Origin of the sequence: Amycolatopsis ultiminotia (assembly GCF_039536925.1) — a bacterium.
In the GTDB taxonomy this organism is placed as follows: domain Bacteria; phylum Actinomycetota; class Actinomycetes; order Mycobacteriales; family Pseudonocardiaceae; genus Amycolatopsis; species Amycolatopsis ultiminotia.
This window is the reverse complement of the sequence record NZ_BAAAZN010000020.1, coordinates 111,032-126,416: the sequence shown is the minus strand read 5'-3', so window position 1 is coordinate 126,416 and position 15,385 is coordinate 111,032. Positions and strand designations below refer to the sequence as shown.

Annotated in this window: 12 protein-coding genes; 8 read left to right on the top strand and 4 right to left on the bottom strand. The window is 68.8% G+C overall.

The features are described 5' to 3' along the window. The first annotated feature begins 6 nt into the window (after positions 1-6). A complete protein-coding gene (gene ligA, locus ABD793_RS34540) occupies positions 7-2,172 on the top strand; it encodes an NAD-dependent DNA ligase LigA (protein WP_344867501.1) in 2,166 nt (721 codons plus the stop codon). Continuing rightward, positions 2,165-2,659: a GNAT family N-acetyltransferase gene (locus tag ABD793_RS34535; protein ID WP_344867500.1), complete on the top strand. Its 495-nt coding sequence runs from the start codon at positions 2,165-2,167 to the stop codon at positions 2,657-2,659. Before ligA ends, ABD793_RS34535 begins: the two co-directional genes overlap by 8 nt. A gap of 867 nt (positions 2,660-3,526) precedes the next feature. Here ABD793_RS34535 and ABD793_RS34530 read toward each other — a convergent pair. Further along, complete coding sequence (locus ABD793_RS34530) at positions 3,527-4,180, bottom strand: ACT domain-containing protein (protein ID WP_344867499.1); 654 nt, start codon at positions 4,178-4,180, stop codon at positions 3,527-3,529. A 222-nt stretch (positions 4,181-4,402) separates the two neighbouring features. On the opposite strand from ABD793_RS34530, the gene gatC reads away from it, so the two are divergent. From gatC to ABD793_RS34510, 4 genes are read left to right on the top strand one after another with little or no spacing between them, the layout of a single operon-like run. Beyond that, positions 4,403-4,702 carry an Asp-tRNA(Asn)/Glu-tRNA(Gln) amidotransferase subunit GatC gene (gene gatC, locus ABD793_RS34525; protein ID WP_344867498.1) on the top strand — a complete coding sequence of 100 codons (300 nt, stop codon included), beginning with the start codon at positions 4,403-4,405 and terminating at the stop codon, positions 4,700-4,702. Beyond that, positions 4,699-6,216: an Asp-tRNA(Asn)/Glu-tRNA(Gln) amidotransferase subunit GatA gene (gene gatA, locus ABD793_RS34520; RefSeq protein ID WP_344867497.1), complete on the top strand. Its 1,518-nt coding sequence runs from the start codon at positions 4,699-4,701 to the stop codon at positions 6,214-6,216. Before gatC ends, gatA begins: the two co-directional genes overlap by 4 nt. Next, positions 6,213-7,718 carry an Asp-tRNA(Asn)/Glu-tRNA(Gln) amidotransferase subunit GatB gene (gene gatB, locus ABD793_RS34515; RefSeq protein ID WP_344867496.1) on the top strand — a complete coding sequence of 502 codons (1,506 nt, stop codon included), beginning with the start codon at positions 6,213-6,215 and terminating at the stop codon, positions 7,716-7,718. Before gatA ends, gatB begins: the two co-directional genes overlap by 4 nt. Continuing rightward, positions 7,719-8,237, top strand: coding sequence for a hypothetical protein (locus tag ABD793_RS34510; protein ID WP_344867495.1), 519 nt, complete (start codon positions 7,719-7,721; stop codon positions 8,235-8,237). Positions 8,238-8,787: 550 nt separating this feature from the next. On the opposite strand, the gene ABD793_RS34505 is transcribed toward ABD793_RS34510, so the two are convergent. Then, positions 8,788-9,996 (bottom strand): PQQ-dependent sugar dehydrogenase, encoded by a 1,209-nt coding sequence (locus tag ABD793_RS34505; RefSeq protein ID WP_344867494.1) that lies wholly within the window; start codon positions 9,994-9,996, stop codon positions 8,788-8,790. Between the two features lie 59 nt (positions 9,997-10,055). Here ABD793_RS34505 and ABD793_RS34500 point away from each other — a divergent pair, with 59 nt between their 5' ends. Both ABD793_RS34500 and ABD793_RS34495 read left to right on the top strand, forming a co-directional pair. After that, positions 10,056-10,964 carry a 2-hydroxyacid dehydrogenase gene (locus tag ABD793_RS34500; protein WP_344867493.1) on the top strand — a complete coding sequence of 303 codons (909 nt, stop codon included), beginning with the start codon at positions 10,056-10,058 and terminating at the stop codon, positions 10,962-10,964. An 84-nt stretch (positions 10,965-11,048) separates the two neighbouring features. Beyond that, a complete protein-coding gene (locus ABD793_RS34495) occupies positions 11,049-11,624 on the top strand; it encodes a DoxX family protein (RefSeq protein WP_344867491.1) in 576 nt (191 codons plus the stop codon). A gap of 1,097 nt (positions 11,625-12,721) precedes the next feature. Here the strand turns inward: ABD793_RS34495 and ilvD are convergent. Both ilvD and ABD793_RS34485 read right to left on the bottom strand, forming a co-directional pair. Then, entirely contained in the window at positions 12,722-14,575 is a 1,854-nt protein-coding gene (gene ilvD, locus ABD793_RS34490) for a dihydroxy-acid dehydratase (protein WP_344867490.1), read from the bottom strand. Positions 14,576-14,647: 72 nt separating this feature from the next. Next, positions 14,648-15,178, bottom strand: a complete 531-nt coding sequence (locus tag ABD793_RS34485) for a PH domain-containing protein (protein ID WP_344867489.1) — start codon at positions 15,176-15,178, stop codon at positions 14,648-14,650. Positions 15,179-15,385: the final 207 nt, after the last annotated feature.

The following is a 15,385-nucleotide window of genomic DNA, read 5'->3' as shown; positions in this document are numbered from 1 at the left end:
CCACCCGTGAGCAGCACCGACCTTCCCCAAGACCCGGCGGCCCCGGAGGCCGCCAAGGACGTGACCGATCTGCCGGCCGCCGTCCGCGAGCGCCACGGCGCCCTTGCCGAGGAGATCCGAGGCCACCAGTTCCGGTACTACGTGCTGGACTCGCCGATCGTCTCCGACGGCCAGTTCGACGCGCTCCTCGCCGACCTGCAGGCCATCGAGGACGAGCACCCGGCGCTGGTCACGCCCGATTCGCCGACGCAGAACGTCGGCGGCACGTTCTCCACCGAGTTCACCGCGTACGACCACCTCGAACGCATGCTGAGCCTGGACAACGTGTTCGACGAGGACGAGTTCCGCACCTGGGTCGAGCGCGTCGAGAAGGAGATCGGGGCCACCGATTACCTGGCGGAGCTGAAGATCGACGGGCTGGCCATCAACCTCCTGTACGAGAACGGCAAACTGACCAGGGGCCTCACTCGCGGTGACGGTCGCACCGGCGAGGACGTCACGCTCAACATCCGCACGCTGGAGCAGGTACCCGATCGGCTCACCGGTACGGCCGAATTCCCGGTGCCGAAGCTCGTGGAGGTGCGCGGCGAGGTCTTCTTCCGCGTCGAGGACTTCCTCGAGCTCAACGCGAAGATGGTCGAGGCGGGCAAACCGCCGTACGCGAATCCCCGCAACACGGCCGCCGGTTCGTTGCGGCAGAAGGATCCGAAGATCACCAAACAGCGCAGGCTGCGCCTGATCTGCCACGGATTCGGCAAGCGAGAAGGCTTCGAACCGGCCACCCAATCGCACGCTTACGACGCGTTGGCGGCGTGGGGCCTTCCGGTGTCGCCGCACACCCGGGTCCTGCACACGGCGAAGGAGCTCACCGACCACATCACCTACTGGGGTGAACATCGGCACGACGCGGAGCACGAGATCGACGGCGTGGTGATCAAGGTCGACCAGGTCAGCCTCCAGCGTCGCCTCGGCAGCACGTCACGGGCGCCACGGTGGGCGATCGCGTACAAGTACCCGCCGGAAGAGGCGATCACGACGTTGCTCGACATCCAGGTCGGTGTCGGGCGTACCGGCCGGGTCACGCCGTTCGCGGTCACCGAACCGGTCAAGGTCGCGGGGTCCACCGTCGCGCGCGCGACGTTGCACAACCAGGAAGAGGTCAAACGCAAGGGCGTGCTGGTCGGCGATCGCATCGTGATCCGCAAAGCGGGCGACGTCATCCCTGAGGTGCTGGGCCCGGTCGTCGACGCGCGGACGGGGGACGAACGCGAATTCGTCATGCCCACGCACTGCCCGGAATGCGGTACGGAACTCGCCTACCAGAAGGAGGGCGACAAGGATATCCGTTGTCCCAACACGCGATTCTGTCCTGCGCAGCTGCGGGAGCGGCTCTTCCACCTGTCCGGGCGCGGTGCGTTCGACATCGAGGTGCTCGGTTACGAGGCCGCCGTCGCGTTGCTCGACGCCCGCGTGGTCGCCGATGAGGGCGACGTGTTCGGACTCGACGAAGAGTCGCTCGCCGAAGTGGAGTTGTTCCGCACCAAGGCAGGAGACCTCTCGGCGAACGCGCGGAAACTGCTGGCCAACCTCGAATCCGCGAAGGATCGACCGTTGTGGAAGGTGATCGTCGCGTTGTCGATCCGGCACGTCGGTCCCACGGCTGCGCAGGCGCTCGCGCGGGAATTCGGTTCGCTGCAGCGGATCGAGGACGCGGATGAGGAGGAACTTGCGGACGTCGACGGTGTCGGACCGACCATTGCGCACGCCGTGCAGGAGTGGTTCGAGGTCGGATGGCACCGGGAAATCGTCGAAAAATGGCGACGTGCCGGGGTGCGGATGGAGGAGGAGCGTGACGACTCCGTGCCGCGGCATCTGGAGGGCCTGTCGATCGTCGTCACCGGCTCGCTCGAGGGCTTCTCGCGTGACGAAGCCAAGGAAGTCATCATGGCCCGCGGAGGCAAGGCGGCGGGATCGGTGTCGAAGAAGACCGCATTCGTGGTCGTCGGAGACTCGCCCGGATCGAAGTACGACAAGGCCGTGCAGCTGAAGGTGCCGGTGCTGGACGAGAACGGGTTCCGGGCGCTGCTGCAACGCGGTCCGGACGCCGCGGCAGAGCTGGCGCTCGACACTGGCGCGGACGAGGAATCGGGAACCGAGGAGGAAAATGGCTGAATTCCGGGTCCGGTCGGCGCGGCCGGAGGATTTCACGGCCATCGGCGACGTGACGGTGGAGGCGTACCGGCTGGACGGGTTCTTCGAGGTCGAAGCGGGGTACGAGACGGTGCTTCGGGACGTGGCCCGCCGAGCGGACCATGCGGAGCTGGTCGTGGCCGTCGATTCGGGCGGCCGGGTGCTCGGGTCCGTCACCGTGGTGCGGCCGGGCAGCGAGTACGCCGAGATCTCCCGTCCGGAGGAGCTGGAGTTCCGGATGCTGGCGGTGGCGGGCGAGGCACGTGGGCGCGGGATCGGCGAGGCGCTCACCCGCGCCGTGCTGGATCGGGGGCGCGAGCTGGGGGCAGCGAAGGTCGTGCTGAGCAGCCACGAGCAGATGCGGACGGCGCACCGGCTGTACGAACGGATCGGCTTCCGTCGCCTGCCGGAGCGGGACTGGCATCCGCAGCCGGACGTCACCCTGATCGCCTACGAATACGACCTCTAGACGCGGGTTCCCGCAGGTCAGGCCGTTTTGCCGTTTTATGGACAACGGCCCGCGAACGGCGAGAGGCGGACCGCGGCCAACGACCTGCGCACAACGACCTGCGCACAACGAGCGACCGTACGCAGCCAGCAGCCAGCAGCCAGCAGCCAGCAGCCAGCAGCCAGCCGACGACGGACGACCGACAGCGGCCGACAGACGACTGGCGGTGGCCGACTGACGGTGGTCGAGGGGTTATCGGACCGCTACCCGGCCGGCGGATCCCGTCGCCCGCGGACGGTGGGCGGTCCGCTGATCCGGGCCGTCGCCCGACCCGGGATTGTCCTCTGAAAGACAACGCCGGACGCTGCCGAGTTCGTTCCGACGCAGTGGTTGCCCTGCCGCGTGCTCGTTACCTGAGGGGCAAACCCCAGGCCGTTCATAGGCAAACCGAGGTCGAGCCGGGCAGCCGAACCTTCCTGAGCGATGGTCTTGATACTGGTCAAGACGCGCTTGGCGCCCGTTCCATCCACTTCCCCGTCCGGCGCCGCCCACGATTGGTTGTAGCGACCGCGAAGGCTTGGTAAGGGCCCGATCCAGGCATTCTGCCGACGCTATGTGGGCATAAGACTGCCCACCGTGGGCGTGTCCCCAACCCCACCGGGTGCGTCCGGCGGCGAGCTTCGGCGGGGCGGTCCGTGCGGTTTTCGGTGCTTCCGGCTTCGGCGGTGGAAGGAAGCCCGGTAGGGGGTCGCTGTGGTTCGCGCGGAGTGTGCTTCTGATGTCCGAGCTGCTCGACTCGCATGGGTGCGTGCGGACCGGTGGGTGCCGCTCGGAGGTTCGGTGTCGGTGGTTCGGTGGTCTTGCGGTTCGGCAGTTGCCGGGTTTGGTTCAGCCGTCCAGTACGACGGCGACGATGCCCGCGAAGTGGGCCAGGCGGGCGACCTCGGCGGCGCGGAAGTTCGGCCCGCCCGGACGTGCCACCAGGAGAGCTTTGCCCGGTTTGCCCAAGGGGGTCGCGGCCAGTTCGGTACCGAGTTCCTTCCAGGTCTCCGGGATCCACGATTCCTCGCTGTCGAGGACGGTGGCGCGTTCCAGCGGTAGCCAGGGCAGCTCGTTGAACGGGCTTTCCGGTGCCGCGCTCGACGAGGCGAGGCGGCGGGAGCCCGACTCGCTGTGTTCCAGGATCACCGCCCAGCCGGCTCGGATGATCTTCGGCACACCTTCGGCGAGCAGGTCGAGTCCAGCCTTCGGCTGAGCCGCGATTTCCTCGACGAGCTCCAGCTCACGATGCGTGTCGAGCACCCCGGCATACGGGCGGACCGCGTCCACCTCGACGCCCTCCACGCTCTCCGCCGCGGTGATCAGAGCGTCCGGGAGCCTTCCGGACGGCAGCTCCACCACGAGGTCGTCGATCGCGAGGCCGCCGCCGCGTTCCACCACGTCCACGCTGAGGATGTCGGCGCCGACGGTGCCGAGCGCGCTCGCGACGGCGCCGAGGGTGCCGGGGGAGTCCGGAAGCTGGACCCGGATCAGGAACGACACCACGCGCCCCTCTCGCCTCAGGCGTTCCAGCCCTGCCGTGGAACGCGTCTTGCCGGGCGCCGATTGTGACAGACCGGGTACCCGTCGCGGCTCGCCGTCCGGCGGGCGGGACGCCTTGCCCCGCGCCCGCCGCCGGATAACCCGGTCGAGCCGTCCGACGCCGTCACCATAGACTTACAGCTTCCGAGAGCACCCGCACAGCACACCCCGGGAGTCACCCGCGTGCCCAACATTTCCCGAGACGAGGTCGCGCACCTCGCGAAGCTGGCCAGGCTGGCCGTGACCGATGACGAGCTGGACGTCTTCGCAGGCCAGCTCGACCAGATCCTGGACTCGGTGGCGAAGGTGAGCGAGGTCGCCGCGGAAGACGTCCCGCCGACCTCGCATGCCGTGCCGCTGACGAACGTCTTCCGCGAGGACGAGATCCGCCCCTGCTTCACCCAGCAGCAGGCGCTGGCCAGTGCGCCTGCCGCCGAGGAGGGCCGTTTCCGGGTGCCGCGGATTCTGGGGGAAGAACAGTGAGTGAACTCGTCAAGCTGACCGCCGCCGAGCTGGCGGCGAAGATCCACGCGCGTGAGGTGTCCGCGGTCGAGGTCGCGCAGGCGCACCTGGACCGCATCGCCGCCGTGGACGACCACGTGCATGCGTTCCTGCACGTCGACACCGAGGGCGCGCTGGGCGCGGCGAAGGCCGTCGACGAAAAGCTCGCGGCGGGGGAGCAGCCGGCGTCACCGCTGGCGGGTGTCCCGTTGGCGCTGAAGGACGTGCTGACCACCGAGGGCGTGCCGACCACCTGCGGTTCCCGCACGCTCGAGGGCTGGATTCCGCCGTACGACGCGACGGTGACGCGCAAGCTGCGCGAGGCGGGCGTCGTCATCCTCGGCAAGACGAACATGGACGAATTCGCGATGGGCTCGTCCACGGAGAACTCGGCGTTCGGTCCCACGCACAACCCGTGGGACCACGCGCGCATCCCCGGTGGTTCCGGAGGCGGCTCGTCGGCGTCCATCGCCGCGTTCGAGGCGGCGCTTGCCATCGGTACCGACACTGGCGGTTCGATCAGGCAGCCGGGTTCTGTCACCGGCACTGTCGGTGTGAAGCCGACGTACGGCGGTGTTTCGCGCTACGGCCTCGTCGCCTTCTCGTCTTCGCTCGATCAAGCCGGACCGTGTGCGCGTACGGTGCTCGACGCGGCGCTGCTGCACGAAGTGATCGCTGGGTACGACGTCATGGACTCGACGTCCATCGACGCGCCTGTGCCGCCCGTCGTGGCCGCGGCACGCGAAGGTGCCAACGCTGACCTCAAGGGCGTCCGTGTCGGCGTGGTGAAGGAATTCGGCGGCGACGGCTACCAGCCTGGCGTGTTGCGTTCCTTCGAAGCCGCAGTGGAGCAGTTGCGCGCACTCGGTGCCGAAGTCGTCGAGGTGTCGTGCCCGCACTTCACGTACGCGCTGCCTGCGTACTACCTCATCGCGCCGAGCGAAGCGTCATCCAACCTCGCTCGGTTCGACGCCATGCGCTACGGCCTCCGCGTTGCCGACGACGGTTCGCACAGTGCGGAAGAAGTCATGTCGCTCACGCGTGAAAAGGGCTTCGGCGCCGAAGTGAAGCGCCGCATCATGCTGGGCACGTACGCGCTCTCGTCGGGTTACTACGACGCGTACTACGGCTCCGCGCAGAAGGTGCGCACGCTCATCACGCGTGACTTCACCACGGCGTTCGAGAAGGTCGACGTGCTCGTCTCGCCGACGACGCCGACCACTGCGTTCAAGCTCGGGGAGCGTGTGGACGACCCGATGGCGATGTACCTCGCCGACCTGTGCACCATCCCGTCGAACCTCGCGGGCAACGCTGCCATGAGCGTGCCGAGCGGGCTGTCCGGCGACGACGGCCTTCCGGTCGGCCTGCAGATCATGGCACCGGCGCTGGCCGACGATCGGCTGTACCGGGTCGGTGCCGCGTACGAGGCCGCGCGGGACGCTGCTGCCGGCGGCCCGCTCGTGCACCAGGTTCCGGAGCTGGGAGGAACGAAGTGACTGCCGTGGCCGAGTTGATGGACTACGCCGAGGTCATCGAGCGGTTCGACCCCGTGCTCGGGCTCGAGGTCCACGTTGAGCTCAACACGAAGACGAAGATGTTCTGCGGCTGCGCGAACGAGTTCGGCGGCGAACCGAACACGAAGACGTGCCCCACCTGCCTCGGGCTGCCGGGTTCGCTGCCGGTGGTGAACGGCAAGGCCGTGGAGGGCGCGATCCGGATCGGGCTCTCGCTCAACTGCGAGATCGCGCAGTGGTGCCGTTTCGCCCGGAAGAACTACTTCTACCCGGACATGCCGAAGAACTTCCAGACCTCCCAGTACGACGAGCCGATCGCATTCGACGGCTACCTCGACGTCACACTCGACGACGGCGAGGTCGTGCGGGTCGAGATCGAGCGCGCGCACATGGAGGAGGACACCGGCAAGTCGCTGCACGTCGGTGGGGCGACCGGCCGGATCCACGGCGCCGAGCATTCGCTCCTCGACTACAACCGCGCCGGCGTGCCGTTGATCGAGATCGTCACCAAGCCGATCACCGGCACCGGCGCGCGGGCGCCCGAGGTGGCGCGCGCGTACGTGACAGCGTTGCGTGACCTGCTGCGCGCAATCGGTGTGTCCGACGTCCGGATGGACCAGGGTTCGGTGCGGTGCGACGCGAACATTTCGCTGATGGCGAAGGACGCCGAGGAGTTCGGCACGCGCACCGAGACCAAGAACGTGAACTCGCTGCGCAGCGTCGAACGGGCCGTTCGTTACGAAATGACGCGCCAGGCGGCGATCCTCGCCGACGGTGGCTCGATTCGCCAGGAGACCCGGCACTTCCAGGAGGCCGACGGGACCACGGCCGCCGGACGGGCCAAGGAAACCGCAGAGGACTACCGGTACTTCCCCGAGCCAGACCTCGTGCCGATCGCGCCGTCGCGCGAATGGGTCGAGCAGCTGCGGGCGACGCTGCCGGAAATGCCGTGGGAGCGGCGAAAGCGGATCCAGCAGGAGTGGAAGCTTTCCGACGAGGCGTTGCGGGACCTGCTGAACGTCGGTGCCGTCGACCTCGTCGCGGCAACGGTCGAGGCCGGGGCGACGCCGGACGAGGCCCGCGGCTGGTGGGTGAACACCTTGGCGCAGGAGGCGAACGCGCGTGAGGTGGAGCTCGCCGAGCTGCCGATCACTCCGGCACAGGTGGCCGAGGTGATCACGCTCGTCACCTCCGGTGAGCTGACGAACAAGCTCGCCAAGGAGGTCGTCCAAGGGGTTCTGGCCGGCGAGGGTTCGCCGCGTGAGGTGGTGGAGAAGCGCGGGCTGAAGGTCGTTTCCGACGATTCGGCGCTCCTCGCCGCTGTCGACGAGGCATTGGCCGCGCAACCCGACATCGCCGACAAGATCCGCGGCGGCAAGGTCGCCGCAGCGGGCGCGATCGTCGGCGCGGTCATGAAAGCGACCAAAGGCCAAGCCGATGCCAAGCGCGTACGCGAGCTGATCATCGAGCGCGTCGGCTCCTGAGTGGCGTTCTCGACCAAGCGCGTCACGTGGCGCGAGTGGCTCGGCCTGGCGGCCGGGCTGCTCGCCTTCGGGACGTTGTTCCTTCCGTGGACCGTGTTGACCGCCGACACCGCGACACCTGACGTCAAAGACGCATTCGCTTCACTGCCGCACGACGATGTCGTGCGTTCGGCGTGGCATTCGGATCCGTTTTCGTGGTTGCCGCCAGTCGTCTTGCTGGTGGCCGGGTTGGTCGTGGTCGTTTTCGGGCAGGTGCGGAAGGCGCGGATGTCCGGGTTGCCGCACCTGTGGCTGGTGGCCGGCCTAGCCGCGTTGGTGCTGATGGCCATTGGCTGGTCGACGGTGGACTGGGTCTTCGACAGCGACCAGCGGGCATTCCTGGAAGCTGCCGGTGTCACGGTGAGCGCCGGGGTCGGGCGGTACCTGGGGATGCTGTGCACACTGGTTTCGGTCGTGGTCGCGATAGTGGACATCCGCGCAGCGCGTGCCGAAAGCCGCGCGTCCCGCCGTCGTCGCTGAAACGACGACAGCGCCGGTTCGCCCACCACTGAGCGGCGGTGAGCGCACGTCGTGCCGGGCATTCGCCGCTGGACGGAGCTGATGGGCGCTGGGGTAACGATGATCCGTTGCTGCTGGTCGCCCGGAAGTCAGGGCGCCTCGGTGTCGTGCTGCCAGCGGCGGCGACGGCCGGACGGCGTCGCCACTCAGTGACCACGGGCCGCATGGTCATCTGAAGGGACAACTACCGACCAACAGCGACGAGTCCGCGGGACAGGGTCCGCCGGCCAAGGCCAGCGGCGGTTATACCGGGCAGTGCCCGGCGGCGAGGCCCTGCGGTGACGGGTCCGAGGGACAGGTCACCGGGGGCGAGGTCACGGGGCGAGGTCCGGTAGCGACGGTTATACCTGCTCAGGGGCCGGCGGCGAGGTCCAGCGGTGACGGGTTCGCGGGACCTGGCCCGGTGCGAAGCCGAGTAGCGGATGGGCACGCGGGATAAGGCTTGGCGGCCAAGCCCAGCGACGACGGGGGACGTAGGACGGGGACCCGGCGGCGGCGAACGACCGGTGGGTCAGTCCTTCCCGAGACCACCGCCGGTCTCTGTGACGACGATCAGGACCACCCGGTCGTCGCTGGAGACCGGTTTGCCGCCGTCCTTGTTGGTGGTGCCGGTTACGGCCAGTTGGGGGCTGATCATGCTCATGCCGGCGAGGCGGCCGTAGGTCGTGGGAGGGTTGCCCTTGCCGTCGAGGCTGACCGTCGGTTTGCCGGTGACGGCGCCGTCCGGGTTGACCGGGACGTTCTGCAGTCCCGTGGACGAGGCGACGGCGAGGGTGCCGTTCGCATCGACGAAATCCGAGCAGCCGCCGACGGCCGGTTTGTCCGGCCAGGTCCAGGCGGGGGTGCTGAGGGTTTGGCCGGGCTGCAGGCGGTACACCGAGTCCGGGCCGGTGCCGGGCTGGTCGGTCACCCACATGCGTTTCCCGTCGGCCGAACCGCAGAGGCCGCCGGGGGCGTGCAGGCCCGAGGCGTAGACGGCGGAGCCCGCGGTGGGGTTGCCGTTCGCGGGCTTGCCCGACGTGTCTATCCGCAGCACCTTGCCCGCCAGCGACTTCGGGTCCGCCGCGGCGCCGGGGTTGCCGGCATCACCGGTGGCGACGAGAAGGGAACCGCGACCGTCACCGACGATGGCGCCACGGTTGCCGGTGGCGCCCTTCGGGATCCCGGTCAGCACCGGCTTCGGCGCCTGGCCCTTGGCGAACCGGACGACACGGTTGTCGGTCGACGTGGTGACGTAGGCGAAAACCAGCTGGTCCTCGTCGTAGCTCGGGGAAAGCGCGAGGCCGGTCAGGCCGCCGTCGCCGGCAGCCTGTACGTCGAGTTGCGCAAACGGTGCCGCTTCGTGACCGGACGTGGCGAGCAGGACGCGGCCGCTTTTCCGTTCGCCGGCGAGGGCGGTCGGCGAGGATCCGTCACCCGGCAGACCGGCGACGGCGGTGACGGTGTCCAGGCAGGTCGCGATGACCGCCTTGTCGAAGTCCTTGCACCCCTGCGGCGGCGGGACTGGAGTGGGCGAGCCCTGCGACGGACCGGTCTCCGGGGCCTTGCCGGAATCGTCCCCCGGGTCCTGGACCTGCGGCGGCGATTCCGGGCTCGGCGCAGGCGCGGGGCTGAACGACTGCTCGGCCGTGGTGTCGTCGAACCGGGCACAGCCGGAAAGCACGAGGCCGCCGCAGGCGAGCAGGGCCAGCGGCGCCGACCACCGGAACCGGGTACGCATGATGACTCCAGCCTAGGTGTCCCGGCGTGAGCCACCGGTAAGTGGTTACCGTGGTGATCATGACGGTAACCGTGCTGGTCCCCGACGACGACGGTGTCGCCGCGCTCTCCGAGGTCCCCCTCGTGCAGGCCGTGCGTTACCGGTGGGGTGACCCGGTGCCGCCGGAGGCCGCGAAGGCCGAGGTGCTCATTCCCGGTCGTCATCCGGCAGGCGAGGAGCTGTGGCGGGACCTGCCGAACCTCAAGCTCGTGCAGTTGCTGACCGCCGGTGCGGACGACTGGGTAGGTAAGGTTCCTGACGGAGTGCTGCTCTCGACCTGCCGTGGCGCGCATGGCGGCAGCATGGCCGAGTGGGTCGTCGCCGTGCTGCTGTCGATGTATCGCAGGCTGGACGTCTTCGCCGCCGCCCAACGAGCGTCGCGATGGGAACGGATGACGTCCGAGACCTTGCAGGGTCAGCACGTGCTCGTCGTCGGCGCCGGCGATCTCGGACGACAGCTGCGCAAACGGCTCGAATCGTTCGAGGTGCGGTGCACGATGGTCGGCATGTCGGCCCGCGACGGTGTGCACGGCGTCGACGAGCTCCCGGAGCTGCTGCCGCACCACGACGTGGTGGTCATGATGGTCCCCCTCACGTCCCGTACGCGCGGCATGGTCGACGCCGCGTTCCTGGCGGCGATGCGGGACGGCGCTGTGCTGGTCAATGCTGCACGCGGATCGGTGGTGGCCACGGACGCTTTGGTCGCGGAAGTGACCACGGGCCGGTTGCGCGCCGCGCTCGACGTGACCGATCCGGAGCCGTTGCCCGCGGACCATCCGCTGTGGACGGCGCCCGGAGTCGTACTGACGCCGCACGTCGGTGGCGCGGTGCACGGGGTCCGGCGGCGTTCGTACGCGGTGGCCGCGGCGGAAATCGCTCGGTACGCCGGTGGGGAGCTGCCGGACAACCTTGTGCACGGTGAATACTGACCACCTCCGGGTAAACCCTGAAAAGTGCCCCTGACCTCGGCGCGCGCACTCGCGGGTGCGGCGTGGATCCCCTACCCTTCGCGCGTGACCAGTCAAGGGGACGACTACCCGACCAGCCTGCTGTCCGGCGTCGAGGACGCCACGAGCGGCGATGACGACCAGCCCCGGCAGGGCGGCCTCGGCTTCGGCCTGCTCATCCTGCGGATCGGGCTCGGCGTGATCATGGGTGCGCACGGGCTCCAGCACCTGTTCGGCGCGTTCGGCGGTCCGGGCGTCGGCGGGTTCGCGCATGTGCTCGAGATGCTCGGCTACCACAAGCAGACCACATTGCTGTCGTGGATCACCGGGATCACCGAGGTTGCCGGTGGCGCACTGGTGATCGTGGGCCTGTTCACGCCGCTCGCGGCGGCCGGCCTGGCGGGAATCGCGGCGAACATCGTCTACGTGAAGTTCCACGGTGGCTTCTTCCAGGGCGACGGCCGTGGCTGGGAGTTCGAACTGCTGCTCGGCCTGTGCGCGCTCGCTTTGGTCTTCACCGGCGCGGGGAGTGTGTCGCTGGAGACGAACACACCCTGGCGGAAACGGCCGTTGCCCTTCGGCGTCATCTCGCTGCTGCTGGCTGCGGCTGCGTCCGTGGTGGTCATCGTTCTCGCTCGATGAGCCGTCCGGCGGTGGGTACGGTCCTGTCGTAGTGGGTGACAACAGGCCGGCGGGCGCGTGGTCGTTTTTGCGACAACGGCCGCTGACCTGCGGAACTCGGCCGTGACCGCGGTTTACGGGGTGATGGCGGCCTCTCGGTCGGCTTCGCTTGCTGCTGATGTATCCGCTGGCGGTGGCTGCGTCCGTCGTCTTGTATGCGGAGCGTGCGTCTGGCTCCGGGCTGCTCGTGCTGGGGCGATTGGCTGTCGACGTCCGAGCTACGGGCTCTTGGTGCTGTGGTTCTTGAGCGCGAGGGCCGTCGAGCTGCCGCTGCTTGGTGGGCGAGGGTTTACCGACGGGTTGTGCGTCCGAAGAGACGGGTTACGCGGGAACAGCGCTGGCAGGAGCGATACTGGAGGGAACGGCGCTGGCAGACCGACACCGGCGGGAACAGCGCGGGTGAGAGCGGCATTGGCAGGAACGGCGCTGGTGGGAGCGGAAGCGGTGGGAACGGCGTCGGCAGGGGCGGCGGGCGGCGTTGGCAGGAGATCTTGCACGCGGATCGTGCGGCGCTGGGGGCGGCACTGGCAGGAGCGGAGTTGGCGGGAACAGCGGCGCCGGTTCGGGCGCCGGGGAGTGCGGCATCGTCGTTCGGGACGCGGGGCGAACTCAGGTCTGGACGCACGCTCCGCGGATAAGACCGTCGTGATGGTTTTGTCGCCGCTCGGTGGTAGCGCTGGATGAGGGTGTGGCGACGGAGGTCTGGCTGATTGTCGTCTGGGGCGACGGCCGGTGGTCTCGGCGACGATTGGTGCCGGGCGATCGGTGCTGGACGCTGGCAATGAACGCTGGTGCCGGGCGATCGGGGCGGACGCTGGTACTGAACGCTGCTGCCAAACGATCGGGGTCGGGCGGTGGTACTTGAAGCACGCTCGGCGTACAAGACGCTGGTGCTGAACGTTCGTGCCGGACGGTTGGTCCTGGGACGGTAGTCCTGGGCGGTGTAGCCGGGCGCTGGTCGGGGACATTGCGGCCGTTGGTGGTGGGCCTGTCGAGGACGTAAAGAAGGGCCGTGCACCCGGAGCGGGGTGCACGGCCCTTCGGGGTCGGTTGGCGGATCAGCGGTTCGGGTCGCGGACCGCGCCGGTGTCGGCGGAGGTGGCCATGCGGGCGTAGGCGCGGAGGGCGGAGGTGATCGGGCGCTCGCGTTCCTTCGGCTGCCACGGCCGCTCGGCGGCTTCCATCTTCGCCCGGCGTTCGGCCAGGATCTCCGGCTCCACGAGGAGCTCGAGCCGGCGTTCGTGGACGTCCAGGACGATGCGGTCGCCGTTCTCCACGAGACCGATCAGCCCGCCCGCGGCGGCTTCCGGGGAGATGTGGCCCACCGAGATACCGGACGAGCCGCCGGAGAACCGGCCGTCGGTGATCAGGGCGCACTTCTTGCCGAGGCCGGAGCCCTTGAGGAACGCCGTCGGGTGCAGCATTTCCTGCATACCGGGGCCACCTGCCGGACCCTCGTACCGGATCACCAGTACCTCGCCCGGCTGGATTTCCTTCTTCAGGATCGCCGACACGGCCTCCTCCTGGCTTTCCAGCACCCGTGCCGGACCCTCGAAGTGCCACAGGTCCTCGTCGATGCCCGCGGCCTTGATCACGGCACCGTTCTCGGCGAGGTTGCCGCGCAGGATCGCCAGGCCGCCGTCCTTGGTGTAGGCGTGCTCGATGTCGCGGATGCACCCGCCCGCGGCGTCGGTGTCGAGTGACGACCAGCGGTTCTCCGTGGAGAACGCCTGGGTGGTGCGCACCCCGCCAGGCGCGGCGTGGAACAGCTCGAGCGCCGTCTCCGACGGCGGCTCGGCGCGGATGTCCCATTCGGCCAGCCACGTGTCGAGGTCGGGGGAGTGCACCGAATGCACGTCGGCGTTCAGCAGACCACCACGGTGCAGTTCGCCGAGGATGGCCGGGATGCCGCCGGCGCGGTGCACGTCCTCCATGTGGTAGTCGGAGTTCGGCGCGACCTTCGACACGCACGGCACCCGCCGGCCGATCTCGTCGATGTCGCTGATCGTGAAGTCGATCTCGCCTTCCTGCGCGGCGGCCAGGATGTGCAGCACCGTGTTCGTTGAACCGCCCATGGCCATGTCGAGCGCCATCGCGTTCTCGAACGCGCTCTTGGTGGCGATGGAACGCGGCAGCACCGACTCGTCGCCGGGGCCTTCCGGGTCGTACCAGCGCTTGCACAGCTCGACCACGGTGCGCCCGGCGTCGGAGAACAGCGCACGCCGCGCGGCGTGCGTGGCGAGTGTGGAACCGTTACCCGGCAAGGAGAGGCCGAGTGCTTCGGTGAGGCAGTTCATCGAGTTCGCGGTGAACATGCCGGAGCAGGAGCCACAGGTGGGGCACGCGGAGCGTTCGACGGCGGACAGGCCCTCGTCGTCGATCGCCGCGTTCGCCGAGGCCGAGATGGTGGTGATCAGGTCGGTCGGCGCCTGCGCGACGCCCTCGACGACCACGGCCTTGCCCGCTTCCATCGGCCCGCCGGAGACGAAAACGGTCGGGATGTTGAGCCGCATCGCGGCGTTCAGCATGCCCGGGGTGATCTTGTCGCAGTTGGAGATGCACACCAACGCATCGGCCTGGTGCGCGTTAACCATGTACTCCACGGAATCCGCGATGATTTCACGCGACGGCAGCGAATAGAGCATGCCGGAGTGGCCCATCGCGATGCCGTCGTCGACCGCGATGGTGTGGAACTCGCGGGCGATGCCGCCGGCCTCCGCGACCGCCTCGGCGACGATCTCGCCGAGGTCCTTGAGGTGCACGTGGCCGGGCACGAACTGGGTGTAGGAGTTGGCGATCGCGACGATCGGCTTGCCGAAGTCGCTGTCGGTCATTCCGGTCGCGCGCCAGAGCGAGCGTGCGCCCGCCGCATTGCGACCGTGCGTGGTGGTCCGGGAACGGAGGTGCGGCACGGCATTCTCCCAGGTCAGAAGGCTGGTCCAGGCGGAGTCGCGAGAAGGATCCGGAAACTGGTCCTACCAATTCTACGCTCTCGGCTCGCCATCGGACGGCCCGGTCTCGGCGGGCGCCTCCCGTGGCTCGTGCTCCGCTGCCGGTTCGGCGGGTTCGCCGCCGGTGCCCGGGGACCTCAGCTCCTCGTCCTTCAGCACCCCCGACGGGTCCTTGATCTTGCCGCCGCTCACCAGCGCCAGTACCGGCAAGTGCCGCGTCCGCACGGTGGGAAGGGTGATCTGCGTTTCGTCGCCGAGGACCGCGCGCACGCGTGCCTTGTCGGTGATCGCCAGTCCCTTGAGTGCCGACCACGGCAGATCGCGCTTGCCGAAGACGGTCCGGACCTGCAGGCCGTCCTTGGTCGCGACGGTGCGGGTGCGGGCGACGAACACGAGCAGTGCGAGCGGGAAGATGTACAGCCACTGGAATCCGTTGATCTCACCGAGTGCGACCGGGGTCACGCAGACGATCAACAGACCGATCGCGAGGTACGCCGTGCTGGGGATCCGGAACACGGCCTTCCGGCCCTCGTCCGCGCGCTGGTCCTGCTCTTTTTCGGCCACCCGGAAATGGTGCACCGGCCCTCGGCCTGCGCTGCGCCCGGGTCGGCCGGAACCGGTACTGCCCGTCCAGCATGCGGAATCGCCGTCCCGCACAGTTGACACTCGCCCAGGCGTCCCGCTAACCTCAGTGCCGTGAAACCGCAGACCGGCCTCGTACTTCCTCAGCGCGTCGACGCTTAGGAATAGTCCGCTGCGTCGACGCGCGAC

Excerpts from the sequence above, each read along its gene's own strand:
- ABD793_RS34505 (WP_344867494.1), bottom strand. The coding sequence starts at position 9,996 with ATGCGTACCCGGTTCCGGTGGTCGGCGCCGCTGGCCCTGCTCGCCTGC.
- ABD793_RS34500 (WP_344867493.1), top strand. The coding sequence starts at position 10,056 with ATGACGGTAACCGTGCTGGTCCCCGACGACGACGGTGTCGCCGCGCTC.
- ABD793_RS34535 (WP_344867500.1), top strand. The coding sequence starts at position 2,165 with ATGGCTGAATTCCGGGTCCGGTCGGCGCGGCCGGAGGATTTCACGGCC.